This window comes from Pseudogemmobacter blasticus, assembly GCF_003071405.1.
GTDB classification, from domain to species: Bacteria; Pseudomonadota; Alphaproteobacteria; order Rhodobacterales; family Rhodobacteraceae; genus Pseudogemmobacter; species Pseudogemmobacter blasticus.
The window spans coordinates 217,013-232,388 of sequence record NZ_CP020470.1; the positions used below are offsets into that span (position 1 = coordinate 217,013).

Sequence of the window (15,376 nt, forward strand, 5' to 3'; positions counted from 1 at the left end):
ATGGCGACGCTTCTCCTTTCGGCGGCGGGCGCGGCGATCGGGGCCGGCTTTGGCGGAACGATCCTTGGCCTGTCAGGCGCGGTGATCGGGCGGGCCATCGGCGCAACCCTTGGCCGCGCCATCGACCAGCGTATTCTGGGCGGCGGCTCGGACCCGGTTGAGATTGGCCGGATCGACCGGCTGCGATTGACCGGGGCAAGCGAGGGGGCGCCCGTCGCCCGGGTCTGGGGCCGGATGCGGGTTGCGGGGCAGGCGATCTGGTCTTCGCAGTTCGTGGAACATGCCAACAGCAGCCGCGGGGGCAAGGGGGGCAGACCTTCGGTCACGCAGTACAGCTATTCCGTCAGCCTGGCGATTGGCCTGTGCGAAGGGGAAATCCTCAAGGTCGGGCGGATCTGGGCGGATGGGGCGGAGGTTGATCTCTCGACGCTGTCCTACCGGGTCTACAGGGGGACCGAGGACCAGTTGCCGGATTCCAAGATCGAGGCCATCGAAGGGGCAGGGCAGGCACCGGCCTATCGGGGGCTGGCCTATGTGGTGTTCGAGGATCTTGACCTGACACCTTATGGCAGCCGGATTCCCCAGTTCACCTTTGAGGTGGTTCGTGCCGCGCATGGGGGCGAGCCGACCCTTGCCGATGTGATCAGGGCGGTCGCACTGATTCCGGGCACTGGGGAATATGCGCTGGCGACTTCCGAGGTGCATTATGCGCACGGTCCGGGCCGGAACCGGACGGCCAATGTCAATTCGGCCTCGGGGCGCAGCGACTTCCTGACCAGCTTCGACCATCTGACGTCCGAGTTGCCGAATGTTGGTTCGGTTTCGCTTGTGGCATCGTGGTTCGGCAGTGACCTGCGCTGCGGGGTCTGCAAGATCCGGCCCAAGGTCGAACAGGTGGCACATGACGGTGTGCGGATGCCCTGGCGATCCGGCGGTATCCGGCGGGCAGAGGCGCTTGAAGTGCCGCGGATCGAAGGGCGGTCGATCTATGGGGGCACGCCTGCGGATGCGGCGGTGATCGAAGCGATCCGCGCCGTCAGGGCTGCGGGGCGCGAGGTGATGTTCTACCCGTTCATCCTGATGGATCAGGTGTCCGGCAATGGCCTTGCGGACCCGTGGTCCGGTGCGGCAAGCCAGCCCGCCTTGCCCTGGCGAGGACGGATCACCTGTTCCACGGCGCCGGGGCGGGCGGGGTCGCCGGATGCAAGCGCGGCTGTTGCGGCAGAGGTCGACGCCTTCTTCGGAACGGCAAAGCCGGCGGATTTTGTCATTTCAGGCCGCGATGTTCTTTATCATGGCCCTGACGAATGGTCGTTCCGCCGCTTCGTTTTGCACTATGCCACGCTGTGCAAGGCGGCGGGCGGGGTGGATGCCTTCTGCATCGGGTCCGAGCTGCCGGGGATGACGCGGCTTCGCGACGGGGCCGGCGGCTTTCCGGCGGTTGCGGCCCTGCGGCAGCTTGCGGCGGAGGTGCGGCAGGTTCTGGGGGCAGACTGCAAGTTGACCTATGCGGCGGACTGGACCGAATACGGCAGCTATGTCGTTGGGGAAGATGTCCATTTCCCGCTTGATCCGCTTTGGTCCGATCCGGCGATCGACTTTGTGGGCATCGATAACTACCTGCCGATGTCGGATTGGCGCGACGGGACCGATCACGCGGATGCCGGCTGGGGGGCGATCCATGACCTTGGCTATCTGAAGTCCAACATCGCGGGCGGCGAGGCCTTTGACTGGTATTACGACAGCCCGGCCGGAGAGGCCGCGCAGGTGCGCCTGCCGATCACCGATGGCGCCCATGGCGAGCCCTGGGTGTTCCGGGCCAAGGATCTGAAGGGCTGGTGGGAAAACGAGCATTATCCGCGGACCGCAGGCGTCCGGGCTGCGGTGCCGACAGGCTGGGTGCCCGGATCGAAACCGATCCGGTTTACCGAATACGGCTGCGCGGCCATCGACAAGGCGACCAACCAGCCCAACCGCTTTCTGGACATCCATTCGTCTGAATCCGCGCTGCCGAGGGCCTCGCTTGGGTTTCGCGACGACGTGATCCAGATGCAGTATTACCGCGCGATGGCCGAGTTCTGGGCCGATCCGGCGAACAACCCGGCGGCATCGGCCTATGAGGGGCGGATGGTCGATCTTGCCCGCTGCCATGCCTGGGCCTGGGACAGCCGTCCGTTTCCCGCCTTTCCATCCCGCAGCGACCTTTGGAGCGACGGGGCGGCCTATGGGCGGGGGCATTGGCTGAACGGCCGGGCGACGAACCAGCCGCTGGCCGCCGTTGTTCAGGAGATCTGCGCCAGGAGCGGGGGTGATGCGGTCGATACCAAGGCCCTTTTCGGGGTGGTGCGCGGCTATGCCCATGCCGAAAACCAGACGGCCCGGGCGACCTTGCAGCCCCTGGCCGCGGCCTTCGCCTTTGATGCGGTCGAGCGCGACGGAACCTTGCGCTTTCTGCCCCGTCGGCCGGGCGTTGATCACCAGATCGCGGACGGCACTCTGGCGGTGTCCGATGATCTGGACGGCGTGGTTGAGCATCTGCGTGCCTCCGAACCGGAAATGGCCGGGTTCGTGCGGCTTGGGCATGTCGAAAGCGACGGGGATTACGAGATCCGCGCTGCTGAGGCGCGTATTCCTGACGAGACCCGGCCTTCGGTGATGGCGTCCGACATGCAACTGGTGCTGACCGCGGGCGAGGCATCCGAGATTGTGCTGCGCTGGCTGTCCGAGTCGCGGGTTGCCCGCGATGCGGTGCGGCTGGCGCTGCCGCAATCGTCACGCCAACTGGGGGCGGGGGACCGGATCGAATTGCCGGACGGCAGCACCTATCGGGTGGATCGCATCGACCATGGCGATGTGCGGCTGATCGAAGCCGTGCGCGTCGAGGGCAGTCTTTACGAGCGCCGACCGGGTCTTGAGGATACGCCTTCGGCACGGGCGTTCGTCGCGCCGGTTCCGGTCTTTCCGGTCTTCCTTGATCTGCCGATCCTCACCGGCGAGGAAAAGCCCCACGCGCCTTATGTCGCGGTGGCGGCCGATCCCTGGCCGGGCAGTGTGGCCGTCTGGTCCTCGGCCAGCGACAGCGGGTTCGAGCTGAACCGTCTTGTCGCGGCGCCGTCGATTGTGGGGGTGACCGAGTCGGAACTGCCTGCCTTTCCGGCCGGTCTTTGGGATCGGGGCCCGGCGCTGCGGGTGAAGGTCGTGGGGGGCAGGCTCTCGGCGGCCTCGGCGCTGGATGTCCTCAACGGCGCAAATGCGATGGCGATCGGGGATGGCGGGGCTTCCGGCTGGGAAATCTTCCAGTTCGCCTCTGCAACACTGGTGGCTGAGGATACCTATGACCTCAGCCTGCGCCTGAGGGGCCAACTTGGCACCGGCGAGGCCATGTTGCGGCCGTGGCCGGCTGGCAGCACCGTGGTGCTTCTGGACCGGAGCCTGTCGCAGATCGACCTGCCGGTCAGCGCCCTTGGTCTGGCCCGGCATTATCGCATCGGCGCCGCGCTGCGCGGGTATGACGATCCGAACATCGTCGAGGCCACGCTTGCCTTTGATGGCGTTGGGCTTCGGCCCTATTCCGTGGCCCATCTGCGCGCGACCGGACGATCGGGGACACCCGTCACCGCAAGGTGGGTCCGGCGGACCCGGCTTGATGGCGATGGCTGGAACGCCGGCGACGTGCCATTGGGCGAGGAGACGGAGACCTATCTTGTCCGCGTCATGGTGGGGGCGGCCATCCGCGCGGAATATACAGCCACGGCGTGCTTGTTCGAATACCCCGCATCCGCCCAGGCCCGCGACGGGGTGTCATCGGGGTTCAGCCTGGCCGTGGCCCAGGTCTCGTCCCGTTTCGGGCCTGGGCCATTCCGGCAGGTTTTCGTTCCGGCCTGAGCCCGCAATCCAGAGGTTTGCCGATTGTGGCCGGGCGGGACTTGACCCATACTTGGCGCATCGGCTGGGGCCGGGTGCCTAAGGGGGCAGGAATGGCGGAAACGAGACAGCGTGTTGCGACGGTAGATCCGGTCTGGACCCGGATTTGCGATGAAGCCGAGGATGCCATCCGGTCCGAGCCTTTGCTGGGTGCCCTGATCCATTCCGGCCTGCTGCACCATGCCAGCTTTGAACGCGCGCTGGCCTATCGGTTCTCGCTGAAACTCGCCTCGGGAGAGATGAGCGAGCAGATCCTGCGCGAGATCGCGGATGAGGCCTATGCCGATGATGCCGCGCTTGGCGCTGCCGCCCGGGCCGACCTGATGGCCGTCTATGAGCGCGACCCGGCCTGCCACCGCTTCCTGCAGCCGGTGTTGTTCTTCAAGGGCTATCAGGCGGTGCAGGCCTATCGCGTTGGCCACTGGCTGTGGCAGCGCGGCCGGATCGACATGGCCTATTTCGTGCAGATGCGGGTGTCCGAGGCGTTCGGCGTGGATATTCACCCCGCGGCGGTGATCGGGCGCGGCATCATGATCGACCATGCTCATTCCATTGTCATCGGGGAAACCGCCGTTGTCGGTGACAATGTGTCCATGCTCCACTCGGTCACGCTGGGCGGGACCGGGAAGGAAGATGGCGACCGCCACCCCAAGATCGGCAATGGCGTGCTGATCGGGGCGGGGGCCAAGGTGCTTGGCAATATCCGGGTCGGTCATTGCTCACGCATCGCGGCCGGTTCGGTGGTGCTGGAGGAGGTTCCTCCGAACAGCACCGTCGCGGGGGTGCCTGCCCGGGTTGTTGGCAAGGCCGGCTGCGATCAGCCGGCGCTGACCATGGATCAGTTGATCCTGCCTGGCTGATCGCACTTGATGACGTTCGCGGAACGGGCAAAGGCGATTGCACGGGCCACTCTGGCCAGATGGGCGGGCGGAGCCATTTCGCTTTTCGCCCGCTTCGTGACGGCACCGCGCGCCATATGGTCGGGGTCGCTGCCCGCAGCCGGACCAAGGGTCTATTTCGCCAATCACACATCGAATGCGGATTTCGTCCTGATCTGGACGGTCCTGCCGCCCGCGCTGCGGCGGCGCACCCGGCCGGTGGCGGCGCTGGACTACTGGCTGACATCGCCGCTTCGGGCTTTTGCGGGCCGGGACGTGTTCCGCGCGGTGCTGATCGACCGCCGGCCCGAGGCACGGACGACCGACCCAGTGGAACAGATGGTCACGGCGTTGGATGAGGGCTCTGCGCTGATCCTGTTCCCCGAGGGCAAGAGGAACACTTCGGACGAACCCTTGCTTCCCTTCAAGTCCGGTCTTTACCACCTTGCCCGCCAGCGCCCTGACATTGATCTTGTTCCGGTCTGGATGTCGAACCTCAACCACGTCATGCCCAAGGGCGAGATCGTGCCGGTTCCGCTGATCTGCACCGTTACCTTCGGTCCCGCGATCCGCATCGCGCCGGATGAGCCGAAAGACGCCTTCCTTGCCCGCGCTGCGACCGCGCTCCTTGATCTGAAGGAGCCCAGATCGTGACCCCTTCCGCCACCGCTGGCCCGGATCTTGCCATCCTGCTTCTGGGCGTCGGCGTGCTTCTGCTACTTGCCACCATGATTGGCCAGGTTCTGCGCGAAACCCTTGCGCCGGACGGATCAAATCCGGTGATCGAGAACCTGAATGCCCGCATCGCGGCCTGGTGGGCGATGGTGTTTCTCATGTCCATTGCCTTCATCGCCGGCCGTGTCGGGGTGGTGGTCCTTTTCGCGATGCTCTCCTTCTCGGCCTTGCGGGAGTTCCTGTCGCTCACCACAAAATCGGTGGCCGATCACTGGTCGCTTGCCGCGGCCTTCTTCCTGATCCTGCCGGTGCAGTTCGGCCTGGTCGCAATGGACTGGTACGGCTTCTATTCCATCTTTGTCCCGGTCTATGTTTTCCTGCTGTTGCCCGTGGTTTCGGCCCTGCGGGGCAAGCCGGACCGTTTCCTTGACCGGGTCGCGGAAACGCAATGGGCGCTGATGATCTGCATCTATTGCATCAGCCATGTGCCGGCGCTGCTGTCGCTGCAGATTCCGGGCTTCGAAGGCCGCGACGTGTTGCTGATCGCCTTCCTGATCTTCGTCGTGCAGTTCTCGGATGTGATGCAATATGTCTGGGGCAAGCTTCTGGGCCGCCACCCGATCGCGCCGGCACTCTCACCCTCGAAAACCTGGGAGGGGTTTGTCGGCGGCACCGCCTCGGCCGTTCTTGCGGGAACGGGGCTCTGGTGGCTGACGCCCTTCACCCCGATGCAGGCGGCGGGGATGAGCCTTGTCATCACCCTGATGGGATTCTTCGGCGGGCTGGTGATGTCGGCCATCAAGCGTGACAAGGGTATCAAGGATTGGGGCCATCTGATCGCCGGCCATGGCGGCTTCATTGATCGGCTGGACAGCGTGATCTTCGCCGCGCCAATCTTCTTCCATCTCACCCGTTACTTCTGGTCGACGACATGACCGGACCGTCGTCGCGCCGTCCGCTGACTTCGCGCGACACGGCCTGGGCCAAGTGTCTTGCCGCGCGGCTTGCGGCTTCGCGCATCACGCCGAACCAGATTTCTGCCGCTTCGGTCGGGTTTGCTCTGCTTGGCCTGCTGTGCTTCTGTGGCGCTGCGAACAGCGGGCGGCTGCTGGAAGCACTGCTTCTGCTTCTTGCAGCAGGAACCATCCAGGCCCGCCTCCTGTGCAATCTGATGGATGGCATGGTGGCGATCGAAGGGGGCAGGTCCGGCCCCACCGGACCGTTCTGGAACGAGGCCCCGGATCGCGCCGCGGACATCCTGTTCCTCTGGGGGGCTGGCATTGCGGCCGGTCAGCCCGCGCTTGGCCTTGCTTGCGCCGTGCTGGCCGTGACCACCGCCTATCTGCGCGAGCTTGGCCGGGCCGAGGGTCTGCCGCCTGATTTCTCCGGTCCGATGGCGAAACCGCAGCGCATGGCCGCGCTGACCATCGGTTGCCTTGCCGCGGCCCTTTACGCGCCGGCCTGGACTCTTTCGCTGGCGCTCTGGATCATCCTGGCCGGCACCGCCGCGACGATCCTGCGTCGCGCGCTTCGCCTGCATCGCAGCCTGAACCGGCGCTGATGCAAAAGGGGGCGCAACCGCCCCCTTTCATCTGTCCCCAAATATCCCACGGGGGTGCGGGAGTGTGAAACCCCCGCCTCTCCCGCCTCAGGCCAGAAGCGAGATCGGGTTTTCCAGCCCCTCGACCACCACCTTCAGGAATTCGGCCCCCAGTGCGCCGTCGATCACCCGGTGATCGACCGACAGGGTCATCGACATCACGGTCGCAACCCCGACCGAGCCGTCCTTCAGCACCACAGGCTTCTTCACCCCGGCCCCCACGGCCAGAATGGCCCCGTGCGGCGGGTTGATGACGGCATCGAAATTCTCGATCCCCATCATCCCCAGGTTCGAGATCGCGAAACTGCCGCCCTGATATTCATGGGGGGCCAGCTTCTTGGTCTTCGCCCGCGTGGCCAGATCCTTCATCTCGGCCGACAGCGTGCTCAGCGTCTTCGCCTCGGCATCGCGCAGCACCGGGGTGAACAGGCCGCCTTCAACCGCAACGGCGACGGCCACATCCGAAGGTTTCAGCTTCAGGATACGGTCCCCCGCCCAGACGGCATTGGCGTCCGGCACCGCCTGCAGCGCCACCGCGCAGGCCTTGATGATGAAGTCGTTGACCGACAGCTTCACGCCGCGCGCTTCCAGCCCCTTGTTGAGCTGTTCGCGGAAGGCCATCAGCGCATCCAGCCGCACCTCGCGGCGCAGGTAGAAATGCGGGATGGTCTGCTTGGCTTCGGTCAGCCGGGCCGCGATGGTGCGGCGCATACCGTCCAGCGGCACCTCGGTGAAGGTGCGGTCGGCATACATCTTCAACACTGTCTCCGCCGCCATGCCGGTCGGCATCGCCGCCTTGGCCGCAGCCGGGGCCGGCTCCGCCACCTGCGCCGGGGCAACGGCCGAAGCCGCCGCCGCCGTGCCGGGCGTCGCGCCTTCGACATCGGCCTTCACGATCCGGCCATGCGGACCCGATCCCTTGACAGCCGTCAGGTCCAGACCCTTGTCCCTGGCGATCCGCCGCGCCAGCGGCGAGGCAAAGACGCGCGGGCCTCCGGTTGCGACGGGGGCCGGGGCGGCCACAGGGGCCGCGACCGGCGCCGTTGCAACCACAGCCGGGGCTGCGGCCGCAGCGGCGGCCGGGGCAGGCGCCGCGTCCGAGGCGCTTTCGCCCTCTTCCACCAGCACCGCAATCGGCGTGTTCACCTTCACGCCGGCGGTGCCTTCGGCCACCAGGATCTTGCCGACGGTGCCTTCATCCGCCGTCTCGAACTCCATCGTCGCCTTGTCGGTCTCGATCTCGGCGATGATCTGGCCGGATTTGACCACATCGCCCTCTTTCACCAGCCATTTGGCCAGCGTGCCCTCTTCCATCGTCGGCGAAAGGGCGGGCATCAGGATTTGCGTTGCCATATCTCTTTCCCCCTCAGCGATAGCAGACGGACTTGACCGCCGCGACCACCTCGGCCGGCGTGATCAGCGCCAGACGCTCCAGGTTCGCGGCATAGGGCATCGGCACGTCCTTGCCGGTGCAGGTCACCACGGGCGCGTCCAGATAATCGAACGCCCGTTGCATGATGGTCGAGGCCAGGTGATCGCCGATGCTGCCCACCGGGAAGCCTTCTTCCACCGTGACGCAGCGGTTGGTCTTCTGCACGCTGGCCAGCACGGTGTCATAGTCGATGGGCCGCAGCGTCCGCAGGTTGATGACCTCGGCGCTGATGCCGTCCTTGGCCAGTTCCTCGGCCGCCGCCAGCGCATGGGCCACGCCGATCCCGAACGAAACCAGCGTCACATCGCTGCCCGACCGCAGGATCGACGCCTTGCCGAAGGGAATGGTGAAATCCCCCTCGGCCGGCACGTCGAAGGACCGCCCGTAAAGGATCTCGTTTTCCAGGAACACCACCGGGTTCGGATCGCGGATCGCCGATTTCAGCAGACCTTTTGCATCCGCCGCCGAATAGGGCATACAGACCTTCAGCCCCGGAATGGCGGCATACCAGGCGGCATAGTCCTGGCTGTGCTGCGCGCCCACCCGTGCCGCCGCGCCGTTCGGGCCGCGGAACACCATCGGGCTGCCCATCTGGCCACCCGACATGTACAGCGTTTTCGCGGCCGAATTCAGGATGTGGTCAATCGCCTGCATGGCGAAGTTGAAGGTCATGAATTCGACGATCGGCTTCAGCCCGCCCCACGAGGCACCCGTGGCGATGCCGGCAAAGCCCATCTCGGTGATTGGCGTATCGACGACGCGCTTCGCGCCGAACTCATCCAGCAAGCCCTGGGAAATCTTGTAGGCGCCCTGATATTCGCCCACTTCCTCGCCCATCAGGAACACGGTCGGATCGGCGCGCATTTCCTCGGCCATCGCCTCGCGCAGCGCCTCGCGCACGGTCATGGTCTTGGTTGGTACGCCTTCGGGCAGGTCGCTGTGCGGCCAGCCTGACGCGGCCTGAACCGGCGCCGGGGCAGGGGCTGCCGCCACCGCCGCGACAGGTGCCGCCGCAGCAGTCGCCATAGGTGCCGCTGCTGCCGGGGCAGGCGTCGCGTCCGAGGCGCTTTCGCCCTCCTCGACCAGCACCGCAATCGGCGTGTTCACCTTCACGCCGGCGGTGCCTTCGGCCACCAGGATCTTGCCGACGGTGCCTTCATCCGCCGCCTCGAATTCCATCGTCGCCTTGTCGGTCTCGATCTCGGCGATGATCTGGCCGGATTTGACCACATCGCCTTCCTTCACCAGCCACTTGGCCAGCGTGCCTTCCTCCATGGTCGGAGAAAGCGCGGGCATCAGAACTTGCGTTGCCATCGTCTTCCCCTCCCTTAAACCGTAATATCCGTCCAAAGCTCGCTCAGCGGCGGCTCCGGGCTTTCCTTCGAGAACTCGGCCGCCTCGTTCACCAGCGCCTTGATCTCCTTGTCGATGGCCTTCAGATCCTCATCCGAGGCAAGGCCGCCCTGCGTCAGCAGATCACGGACATGTTCGATGCAATCCTTCTCGGTCTTGATCTTCTCGACCTCTTCCCGCGTGCGATACTTCGCCGGGTCCGACATCGAGTGACCGCGATAGCGATAGGTCATCATTTCAAGGATATAGGGGCCCTTGCCCGCGCGGCAGTGCGCCACCGCCTTTTCGCCCGCGGCCTTGACCGCCAGCACATCCATGCCGTCAACCTGCTCGCCCGGAATACCGTAGGCGGTGCCGCGTCCGTAAAGCGTGGTGGATTTCGTCGCCCGCTTCATCGAGGTGCCCATGGCATACTGGTTGTTCTCGATGACAAAGATCGCCGGCAGGCTCCACAACTCGGCCATGTTGTAGGTCTCATAGACCTGGCCCTGGTTGGCCGCGCCGTCGCCGAAATAGACGAAGGTCACGTTGTCATTGCCCAGATACTTGTCGGCAAAGGCAAGGCCCGCACCCAGCGGCACCTGCGCGCCCACGATGCCATGGCCGCCGTAGAAGTGCTTTTCCCTGCTGAACATGTGCATCGAGCCGCCTTTCCCCTTGGAATAGCCGCCGATGCGCCCGGTCAGTTCCGCCATCACGCCCTTGGGGTCCATGCCGCAGGCCAGCATGTGGCCGTGGTCGCGATAGCTGGTGATGCGCTTGTCGCCTTCCTTCGCGGCGGCCTCCAGGCCCACCACCACGGCTTCCTGCCCGATGTACAGGTGGCAGAAGCCGCCGATCAGGCCCATGCCGTAAAGCTGGCCGGCCTTTTCCTCGAACCGCCGTATCAGCAGCATCTCGCGGTAGTATTTCAGCAGATCGTCCTTCGAGACGTTCGGTCTCTTCTCGGGCGTTTTCGCCATCGGGCCCTCCCAGCACGCAACGGAATGGTTCAACGTTAAACCATCCATACAGCATCGGGGATTTGCTGGTCAAAGCGTAATTTTTGCCGCGTGCGGATGCAGGCGGCGCATGGCTTGGACAGCAATTTCCGGCAATGGCGGGCAAGGGCAGGGCGCGCGGGACGTGCCGCAGGCCGGACCCGATCAGCGAATGGTGATCTCGTCTGCGCGCATGTAACCCAGCACGTCGCGCGCCTGCTGGTCCAGCAGGTCAAGGTCCAGATAGGCATCCGACAGGCGATGCGTCAGGTTCTGCATCTGGGCCAGCTCGCCAACCAGCTTGTCGCGCTCCAGCCGCAATTCCCCCGCTTCGGCAGTGATCTCGACCCGGCGGAACACGCCGTAATCGCCCTGCACGGCGGCAAAGGTGAAATAGGCGCCCAGCGAAAAGGCCAGGGCAAAATAGATAAGCCCGCCGATATTGCGCCGTGCGCCTGCCTGGGTCATGCCGATCCGCCTCGAACCGCCCCTCGTTCATGCGGGGGCCTTTGGAAAACCATGGCACAAGACAGACGGCAAGGGAATCCCCCAAAGCGCGGGATTCCCTTATTTTTCGCCTCAGCCCGCGATGGATGCGGTGTGGATCGAATCAACGGCCGACTTCAGCACCGTGTCGAATTCCGCATCCGACTGCTTGGCCGACAGGCCTTCGCTCAGGGCGCGGCTGAAGCTGGCGATGATGCCGCGGTTGCGCGCCAGGATCTTGTTCGCCGCATCGCGGCTGTGGCCACCCGACAGCGCCACCACCTTCAGCACCGCCGGATGATCCACCAGCGGGGCATAGAAATTGTCCACGGTCGGCAGGCTCAGCTTCAGCATGACCCGCTGGCCGGCGGGCAGTGCGTCCAGCCCTTTCAGCAGAGCCTTTTGCAGCAGGTCCTCCGCCTCGGCCTTGTCGGCGATCGAGATCGTGACTTCCGGTTCCAGGATCGGCATCAGCCCGGCCGCGCTCACCTGCGCGCCCACGGCGAACTGCTGGTCCACCACCGCCTGAATCCCCTTGGCATTGGCGGCCGAGATCACGCTGCGTTCCTTGGTGCCGAAGATGCCCGCCTTCACGGCCTTAGCCAGCAGCGCATCCAGCGCGGGCATCGGCTTCATCAACTGGCACCCGTCCACCTCGGCTTCCAGACCCTTGTCGATCTTCAGGAACGGCACCACCCGGCGCTTGTCCCACAGGTAGGTGGCGGTCGGAATGCCGTCGATGGTGCGGTCCATCGTCTGTTCGAACAGGATGGCCCCCACCACTTTCGATCCGTCGAACGCCGGCGACTTGATGATCCGCGCCCGCATGGCATGGATCAGGTCGAACATCCCCGCTTCATCGGTCCAGGCGCTTTCGTCCACGCCATACAGTTTCAGCGCCTTCGGGGTTGACCCGCCGCTCTGGTCCAGCGCCGCAATGAAGCCCTGTCCATCGCGGATCTGCGCCGTCATCTCTGCCTTGCTCATCAGTCCGGTTCCCTTTTGTCATGCTTTTTCCCCCGCATAACGGCAAGTCTGGAACCTCGCAATTACGGTCGCGCTAACAGGACAGCAGAAAGCGGCCGCCTCTTGCGAAGCGGCCGCCGGTTGCCGTGCCCTTGTGGCGTGATCAGACCGACAGCGCGGCCACGCCCGGCAGAACCTTGCCTTCCATCCATTCCAGAAAGGCCCCGCCTGCGGTCGAGATGAAGGTGAAATCCTCGGCCGCGCCCGCCTGGTTCAGCGCCGCCACCGTATCGCCGCCGCCCGCGACCGAAATCAGGTGCCCCGCCGCCGTCAGCCGGGCCGCTTCCTTGGCCGTGGCATTGGTGGCGGCATCGAACGGCGTCAGTTCAAAGGCGCCCAGCGGGCCGTTCCAGATCAGCGTCGCGCAATGCGCCATGGCCGCCTTGATCCGCGCCACGGTTTCGCTGCCCGCATCCAGAATCATGCCGTCTTCCGGGCAGGCCGTCACCACAACGATGCTGCTCGGGGCATTGGCCTTGAACTCCTTGGCCACCACCACATCGACCGGCAGATAGATCTTGCACCCGGCTTCCTTGGCCTTTTCCATGATCTCGCGCGCGGTGGCGGCCATGTCGCGCTCGGCCAGCGACTTGCCCACTTCAACGCCCTGCGCCACCAGGAAGGTGTTGGCCATGCCGCCGCCGATCACCAGATGCTCAACCTTGCTGACAAGGTTGCCCAGCAGCTCCAGCTTGGTCGAAACCTTGGCGCCGCCAACCACCGCCATCACAGGCCGCGCCGGGTTGCCAAGGGCGGCATCCAGCGCCTTCAGCTCGGCCTCCATCAGCCGGCCCGCCGCCTTGGGCAACAGCCGCGCCAGCCCTTCGGTTGACGCATGGGCGCGGTGCGCGGCCGAGAAGGCATCGTTCACATAGACATCGCCCAGCTTGGCGAAGTCCGCCGCCAGTGCGGGGTCGTTCTTTTCCTCGCCCGCATGGAAGCGGGTGTTTTCCAGCAGCACCACGTCGCCGGGGGCCGCCGCCGCGATCGCGGCCTCAGCCGGGGCGCCGATGCAATCGCTGCCGAACACCACCTTGCGCTTCAGCGCCGTCTCCAGCGCGGGAACCACCTGCGCCAGGCTCATCTCGGGCACCACCTTGCCCTTGGGGCGGTCGAAATGCGCCAGAAGAACCACCTTGCCACCGCGGGCAATGATGTCCTCGACGGTGGGCAGGATCTTGTCGATCCGCGTGGTGTCTGTAACCTTGCCGTCTTCCATCGGCACGTTGATATCGACGCGCGTCAGCACGACCTTGCCGGCCAGCGCCACATCATCAAGGGAATTCCAGGCCATCGCGGTTCTCCTGTTGGGTGTTGCCCCCTCTTTCCGTCCAAACATGCCCAAGGTCAACCGATCACACCCTTTTGTCCTTCCCCTTGCGGCGACCGGTCGCTACCTTTCGCCGCGAAATGAAACCCGGAGAATACGGATGGCCCAGATCAAGGACCCCGAAAACACCATCATCCTGACGCTGAAGGACGGCGAAGTGGTGATCGAGCTGCTCAGCGAAGTCGCCCCCAAGCATACCGAGCGGATGAAGCAACTGGCCCGTGACAAGGCCTATGACAATGTGGCCTTCCATCGCGTGATCCAGGGGTTCATGGCCCAGACTGGCGATGTGGAAAACGCCAACATGGAAAACAACTACAATCCGCGCCGCGCCGGCACCGGCGGTTCCAAATACCCCGATCTGCCGGCCGAATTTTCCAAGCTGCCGCATGACCGCGGCACGCTGGGCGCGGCCCGGTCGCAGAACCCGAACTCGGCCAACAGCCAGTTCTTCATCAACTTCGCCGACAACCACTTCCTGAACGGGCAATACACCGTTTATGGCCGGGTGATCTCGGGCATGGAACATGTCGACAAGATCGCCCGGGGCGAACCGCCGGCCAACCCCGACCGCATGATCACCGTCCGGGTGGCTGCCGATGTTCAGTAAGATCATCGCCGCCGCCTTCCTGCTGGCCACGCCCGCGCTGGCGCAGGACGTGCCCGATCTGGCAGGCCCCAACCTGGTGATTCAGGTGTCGGGCCAGGCCAAGGGCACCGTCGTCATCGACCTGCTGCCCGATGTGGCGCCCAAGCATGTGGCGCAGATCACGGCGCTTGCCGAACAGGGCGCCTATGACAACGTGGTTTTCCATCGCGTCATCGACGGCTTCATGGCCCAGACCGGCGACGTGCAGAATGGCAAGGCCGGGGGCGATCTGGCCTATGCCGGCACCGGCGGGTCAAGCCTGCCCGATCTGCCGGCCGAATTCTCGAACATCTCGTTCCAGCGCGGCATCGTCGGCATGGCCCGCAGCCAGGACCCGAACTCGGCCAACAGCCAGTTCTTCATCATGTTCGGGGACGGCAGCTTCCTTGATGGGCAATATACCGTCGTGGGCCGGGTGATTTCCGGCATGGATGTGGTGGATGCCATCAAGCGGGGCGAACCGCCCAGCAACCCGGATGTGATGACCAAGGTCACCGTCCAGAAATAACGAAAAGGGGGCCGGTCGGCCCCCTTTGTCATTCCGTGCAGCTTTCCAGATTGAACTGGTCCCACATCGCATCCTGCGGGCCGTCCATCACGGCATAGCGCAACTGCCGCCCGACATCCGACAGGATCAGCGCCGGCGGGGCTTCGTCCTGCGGATAGGGCGTATCCGCGATCCGGCTGCCGGCCAGCGCATAGACCACACCGCTCCAGACCCGGCACTCGGCCATTTCCGCCTCGGTCGGCAACGTGCTGTCAGGGCCGGGCCGTTCGCATCCCAGGAACAGGTTGCCGGTGTCGCGGCTGGTGCCCATGTTTTCACTGACCACGCCCCACAGCTTGCGGCCATCGGGCAGGTCAAGATCCATCACATGCTTGGTCATGCCGGCCTGTTCCCAGGATTCGGCCGCCCGAAAGTGCAGCTTCGCCCCGGTTTCCGGTTCGACATAGACCGCCCGTTCCATCGGGCAGGCCATGGCCACCCCGGCCACAGCCACTGCGGCAACAGCCGCCAGACACATCACCTTGCACTGCATCAT

Annotated in this window: 14 protein-coding genes; 7 read left to right on the forward strand and 7 right to left on the reverse strand. The window is 65.2% G+C overall.

Annotated elements, in window-relative coordinates; all coding sequences use genetic code 11:
• From B6K69_RS01060 to B6K69_RS01080, 5 genes are all read left to right on the forward strand, one after another.
• Positions 1 to 3,885, forward strand: a complete 3,885-nt coding sequence (locus tag B6K69_RS01060) for a baseplate multidomain protein megatron (RefSeq protein ID WP_108642467.1) — start codon at positions 1 to 3, stop codon at positions 3,883 to 3,885.
• A gap of 92 nt (positions 3,886 to 3,977) precedes the next feature.
• Positions 3,978 to 4,784 carry a serine O-acetyltransferase gene (gene cysE / locus B6K69_RS01065; protein ID WP_107673094.1) on the forward strand — a complete coding sequence of 269 codons (807 nt, stop codon included), beginning with the start codon at positions 3,978 to 3,980 and terminating at the stop codon, positions 4,782 to 4,784.
• Between the two features lie 9 nt (positions 4,785 to 4,793).
• Positions 4,794 to 5,456 carry a lysophospholipid acyltransferase family protein gene (locus tag B6K69_RS01070; RefSeq protein ID WP_108642468.1) on the forward strand — a complete coding sequence of 221 codons (663 nt, stop codon included), beginning with the start codon at positions 4,794 to 4,796 and terminating at the stop codon, positions 5,454 to 5,456.
• A 74-nt stretch (positions 5,457 to 5,530) separates the two neighbouring features.
• On the forward strand, positions 5,531 to 6,412 hold the full coding sequence (locus B6K69_RS01075) for a phosphatidate cytidylyltransferase (protein ID WP_108644715.1): 882 nt from the start codon (positions 5,531 to 5,533) through the stop codon (positions 6,410 to 6,412).
• A complete protein-coding gene (locus B6K69_RS01080; RefSeq protein ID WP_108642469.1) occupies positions 6,409 to 7,038 on the forward strand; it encodes a CDP-alcohol phosphatidyltransferase family protein in 630 nt (209 codons plus the stop codon). Before B6K69_RS01075 ends, B6K69_RS01080 begins: the two co-directional genes overlap by 4 nt.
• Before the next feature lie 87 nt (positions 7,039 to 7,125).
• On the opposite strand, the gene B6K69_RS01085 is transcribed toward B6K69_RS01080, so the two are convergent.
• The 6 genes from B6K69_RS01085 to B6K69_RS01110 form a co-directional block, all read right to left on the reverse strand.
• Positions 7,126 to 8,430, reverse strand: a complete 1,305-nt coding sequence (locus tag B6K69_RS01085; protein ID WP_108642470.1) for a pyruvate dehydrogenase complex dihydrolipoamide acetyltransferase — start codon at positions 8,428 to 8,430, stop codon at positions 7,126 to 7,128.
• 13 nt (positions 8,431 to 8,443) lie between these two features.
• Complete coding sequence (locus B6K69_RS01090) at positions 8,444 to 9,823, reverse strand: pyruvate dehydrogenase complex E1 component subunit beta (protein ID WP_108642471.1); 1,380 nt, start codon at positions 9,821 to 9,823, stop codon at positions 8,444 to 8,446.
• Between the two features lie 14 nt (positions 9,824 to 9,837).
• A complete protein-coding gene (gene pdhA, locus B6K69_RS01095; RefSeq protein ID WP_108642472.1) occupies positions 9,838 to 10,824 on the reverse strand; it encodes a pyruvate dehydrogenase (acetyl-transferring) E1 component subunit alpha in 987 nt (328 codons plus the stop codon).
• A gap of 183 nt (positions 10,825 to 11,007) precedes the next feature.
• Positions 11,008 to 11,310, reverse strand: coding sequence for an FtsB family cell division protein (locus B6K69_RS01100; RefSeq protein WP_107673100.1), 303 nt, complete (start codon positions 11,308 to 11,310; stop codon positions 11,008 to 11,010).
• A 111-nt stretch (positions 11,311 to 11,421) separates the two neighbouring features.
• Positions 11,422 to 12,315, reverse strand: a complete 894-nt coding sequence (locus B6K69_RS01105; RefSeq protein WP_108642473.1) for a fructose bisphosphate aldolase — start codon at positions 12,313 to 12,315, stop codon at positions 11,422 to 11,424.
• 142 nt (positions 12,316 to 12,457) lie between these two features.
• Positions 12,458 to 13,648 carry a phosphoglycerate kinase gene (locus B6K69_RS01110; RefSeq protein WP_108642474.1) on the reverse strand — a complete coding sequence of 397 codons (1,191 nt, stop codon included), beginning with the start codon at positions 13,646 to 13,648 and terminating at the stop codon, positions 12,458 to 12,460.
• Positions 13,649 to 13,784: 136 nt separating this feature from the next.
• On the opposite strand from B6K69_RS01110, the gene B6K69_RS01115 reads away from it, so the two are divergent.
• Positions 13,785 to 14,294: a peptidylprolyl isomerase gene (locus B6K69_RS01115; protein WP_108642475.1), complete on the forward strand. Its 510-nt coding sequence runs from the start codon at positions 13,785 to 13,787 to the stop codon at positions 14,292 to 14,294.
• Complete coding sequence (locus B6K69_RS01120; protein ID WP_108642476.1) at positions 14,284 to 14,841, forward strand: peptidylprolyl isomerase; 558 nt, start codon at positions 14,284 to 14,286, stop codon at positions 14,839 to 14,841. The genes B6K69_RS01115 and B6K69_RS01120 overlap by 11 nt, the downstream gene beginning before the upstream one ends.
• A gap of 28 nt (positions 14,842 to 14,869) precedes the next feature.
• Here the strand turns inward: B6K69_RS01120 and B6K69_RS01125 are convergent, their stop codons facing one another.
• Entirely contained in the window at positions 14,870 to 15,376 is a 507-nt protein-coding gene (locus B6K69_RS01125) for a hypothetical protein (RefSeq protein ID WP_108642477.1), read from the reverse strand.

Excerpts from the sequence above, each read along its gene's own strand:
- B6K69_RS01060 (WP_108642467.1), top strand. The coding sequence starts at position 1 with ATGGCGACGCTTCTCCTTTCGGCGGCGGGCGCGGCGATCGGGGCCGGC.
- cysE (WP_107673094.1), top strand. The coding sequence starts at position 3,978 with ATGGCGGAAACGAGACAGCGTGTTGCGACGGTAGATCCGGTCTGGACC.
- B6K69_RS01070 (WP_108642468.1), top strand. The coding sequence starts at position 4,794 with ATGACGTTCGCGGAACGGGCAAAGGCGATTGCACGGGCCACTCTGGCC.
- B6K69_RS01075 (WP_108644715.1), top strand. The coding sequence starts at position 5,531 with ATGATTGGCCAGGTTCTGCGCGAAACCCTTGCGCCGGACGGATCAAAT.
- B6K69_RS01080 (WP_108642469.1), top strand. The coding sequence starts at position 6,409 with ATGACCGGACCGTCGTCGCGCCGTCCGCTGACTTCGCGCGACACGGCC.
- B6K69_RS01085 (WP_108642470.1), bottom strand. The coding sequence starts at position 8,430 with ATGGCAACGCAAATCCTGATGCCCGCCCTTTCGCCGACGATGGAAGAG.
- B6K69_RS01090 (WP_108642471.1), bottom strand. The coding sequence starts at position 9,823 with ATGGCAACGCAAGTTCTGATGCCCGCGCTTTCTCCGACCATGGAGGAA.
- pdhA (WP_108642472.1), bottom strand. The coding sequence starts at position 10,824 with ATGGCGAAAACGCCCGAGAAGAGACCGAACGTCTCGAAGGACGATCTG.
- B6K69_RS01100 (WP_107673100.1), bottom strand. The coding sequence starts at position 11,310 with ATGACCCAGGCAGGCGCACGGCGCAATATCGGCGGGCTTATCTATTTT.
- B6K69_RS01105 (WP_108642473.1), bottom strand. The coding sequence starts at position 12,315 with ATGAGCAAGGCAGAGATGACGGCGCAGATCCGCGATGGACAGGGCTTC.
- B6K69_RS01110 (WP_108642474.1), bottom strand. The coding sequence starts at position 13,648 with ATGGCCTGGAATTCCCTTGATGATGTGGCGCTGGCCGGCAAGGTCGTG.
- B6K69_RS01115 (WP_108642475.1), top strand. The coding sequence starts at position 13,785 with ATGGCCCAGATCAAGGACCCCGAAAACACCATCATCCTGACGCTGAAG.
- B6K69_RS01120 (WP_108642476.1), top strand. The coding sequence starts at position 14,284 with ATGTTCAGTAAGATCATCGCCGCCGCCTTCCTGCTGGCCACGCCCGCG.
- B6K69_RS01125 (WP_108642477.1), bottom strand. The coding sequence starts at position 15,376 with ATGATGCAGTGCAAGGTGATGTGTCTGGCGGCTGTTGCCGCAGTGGCT.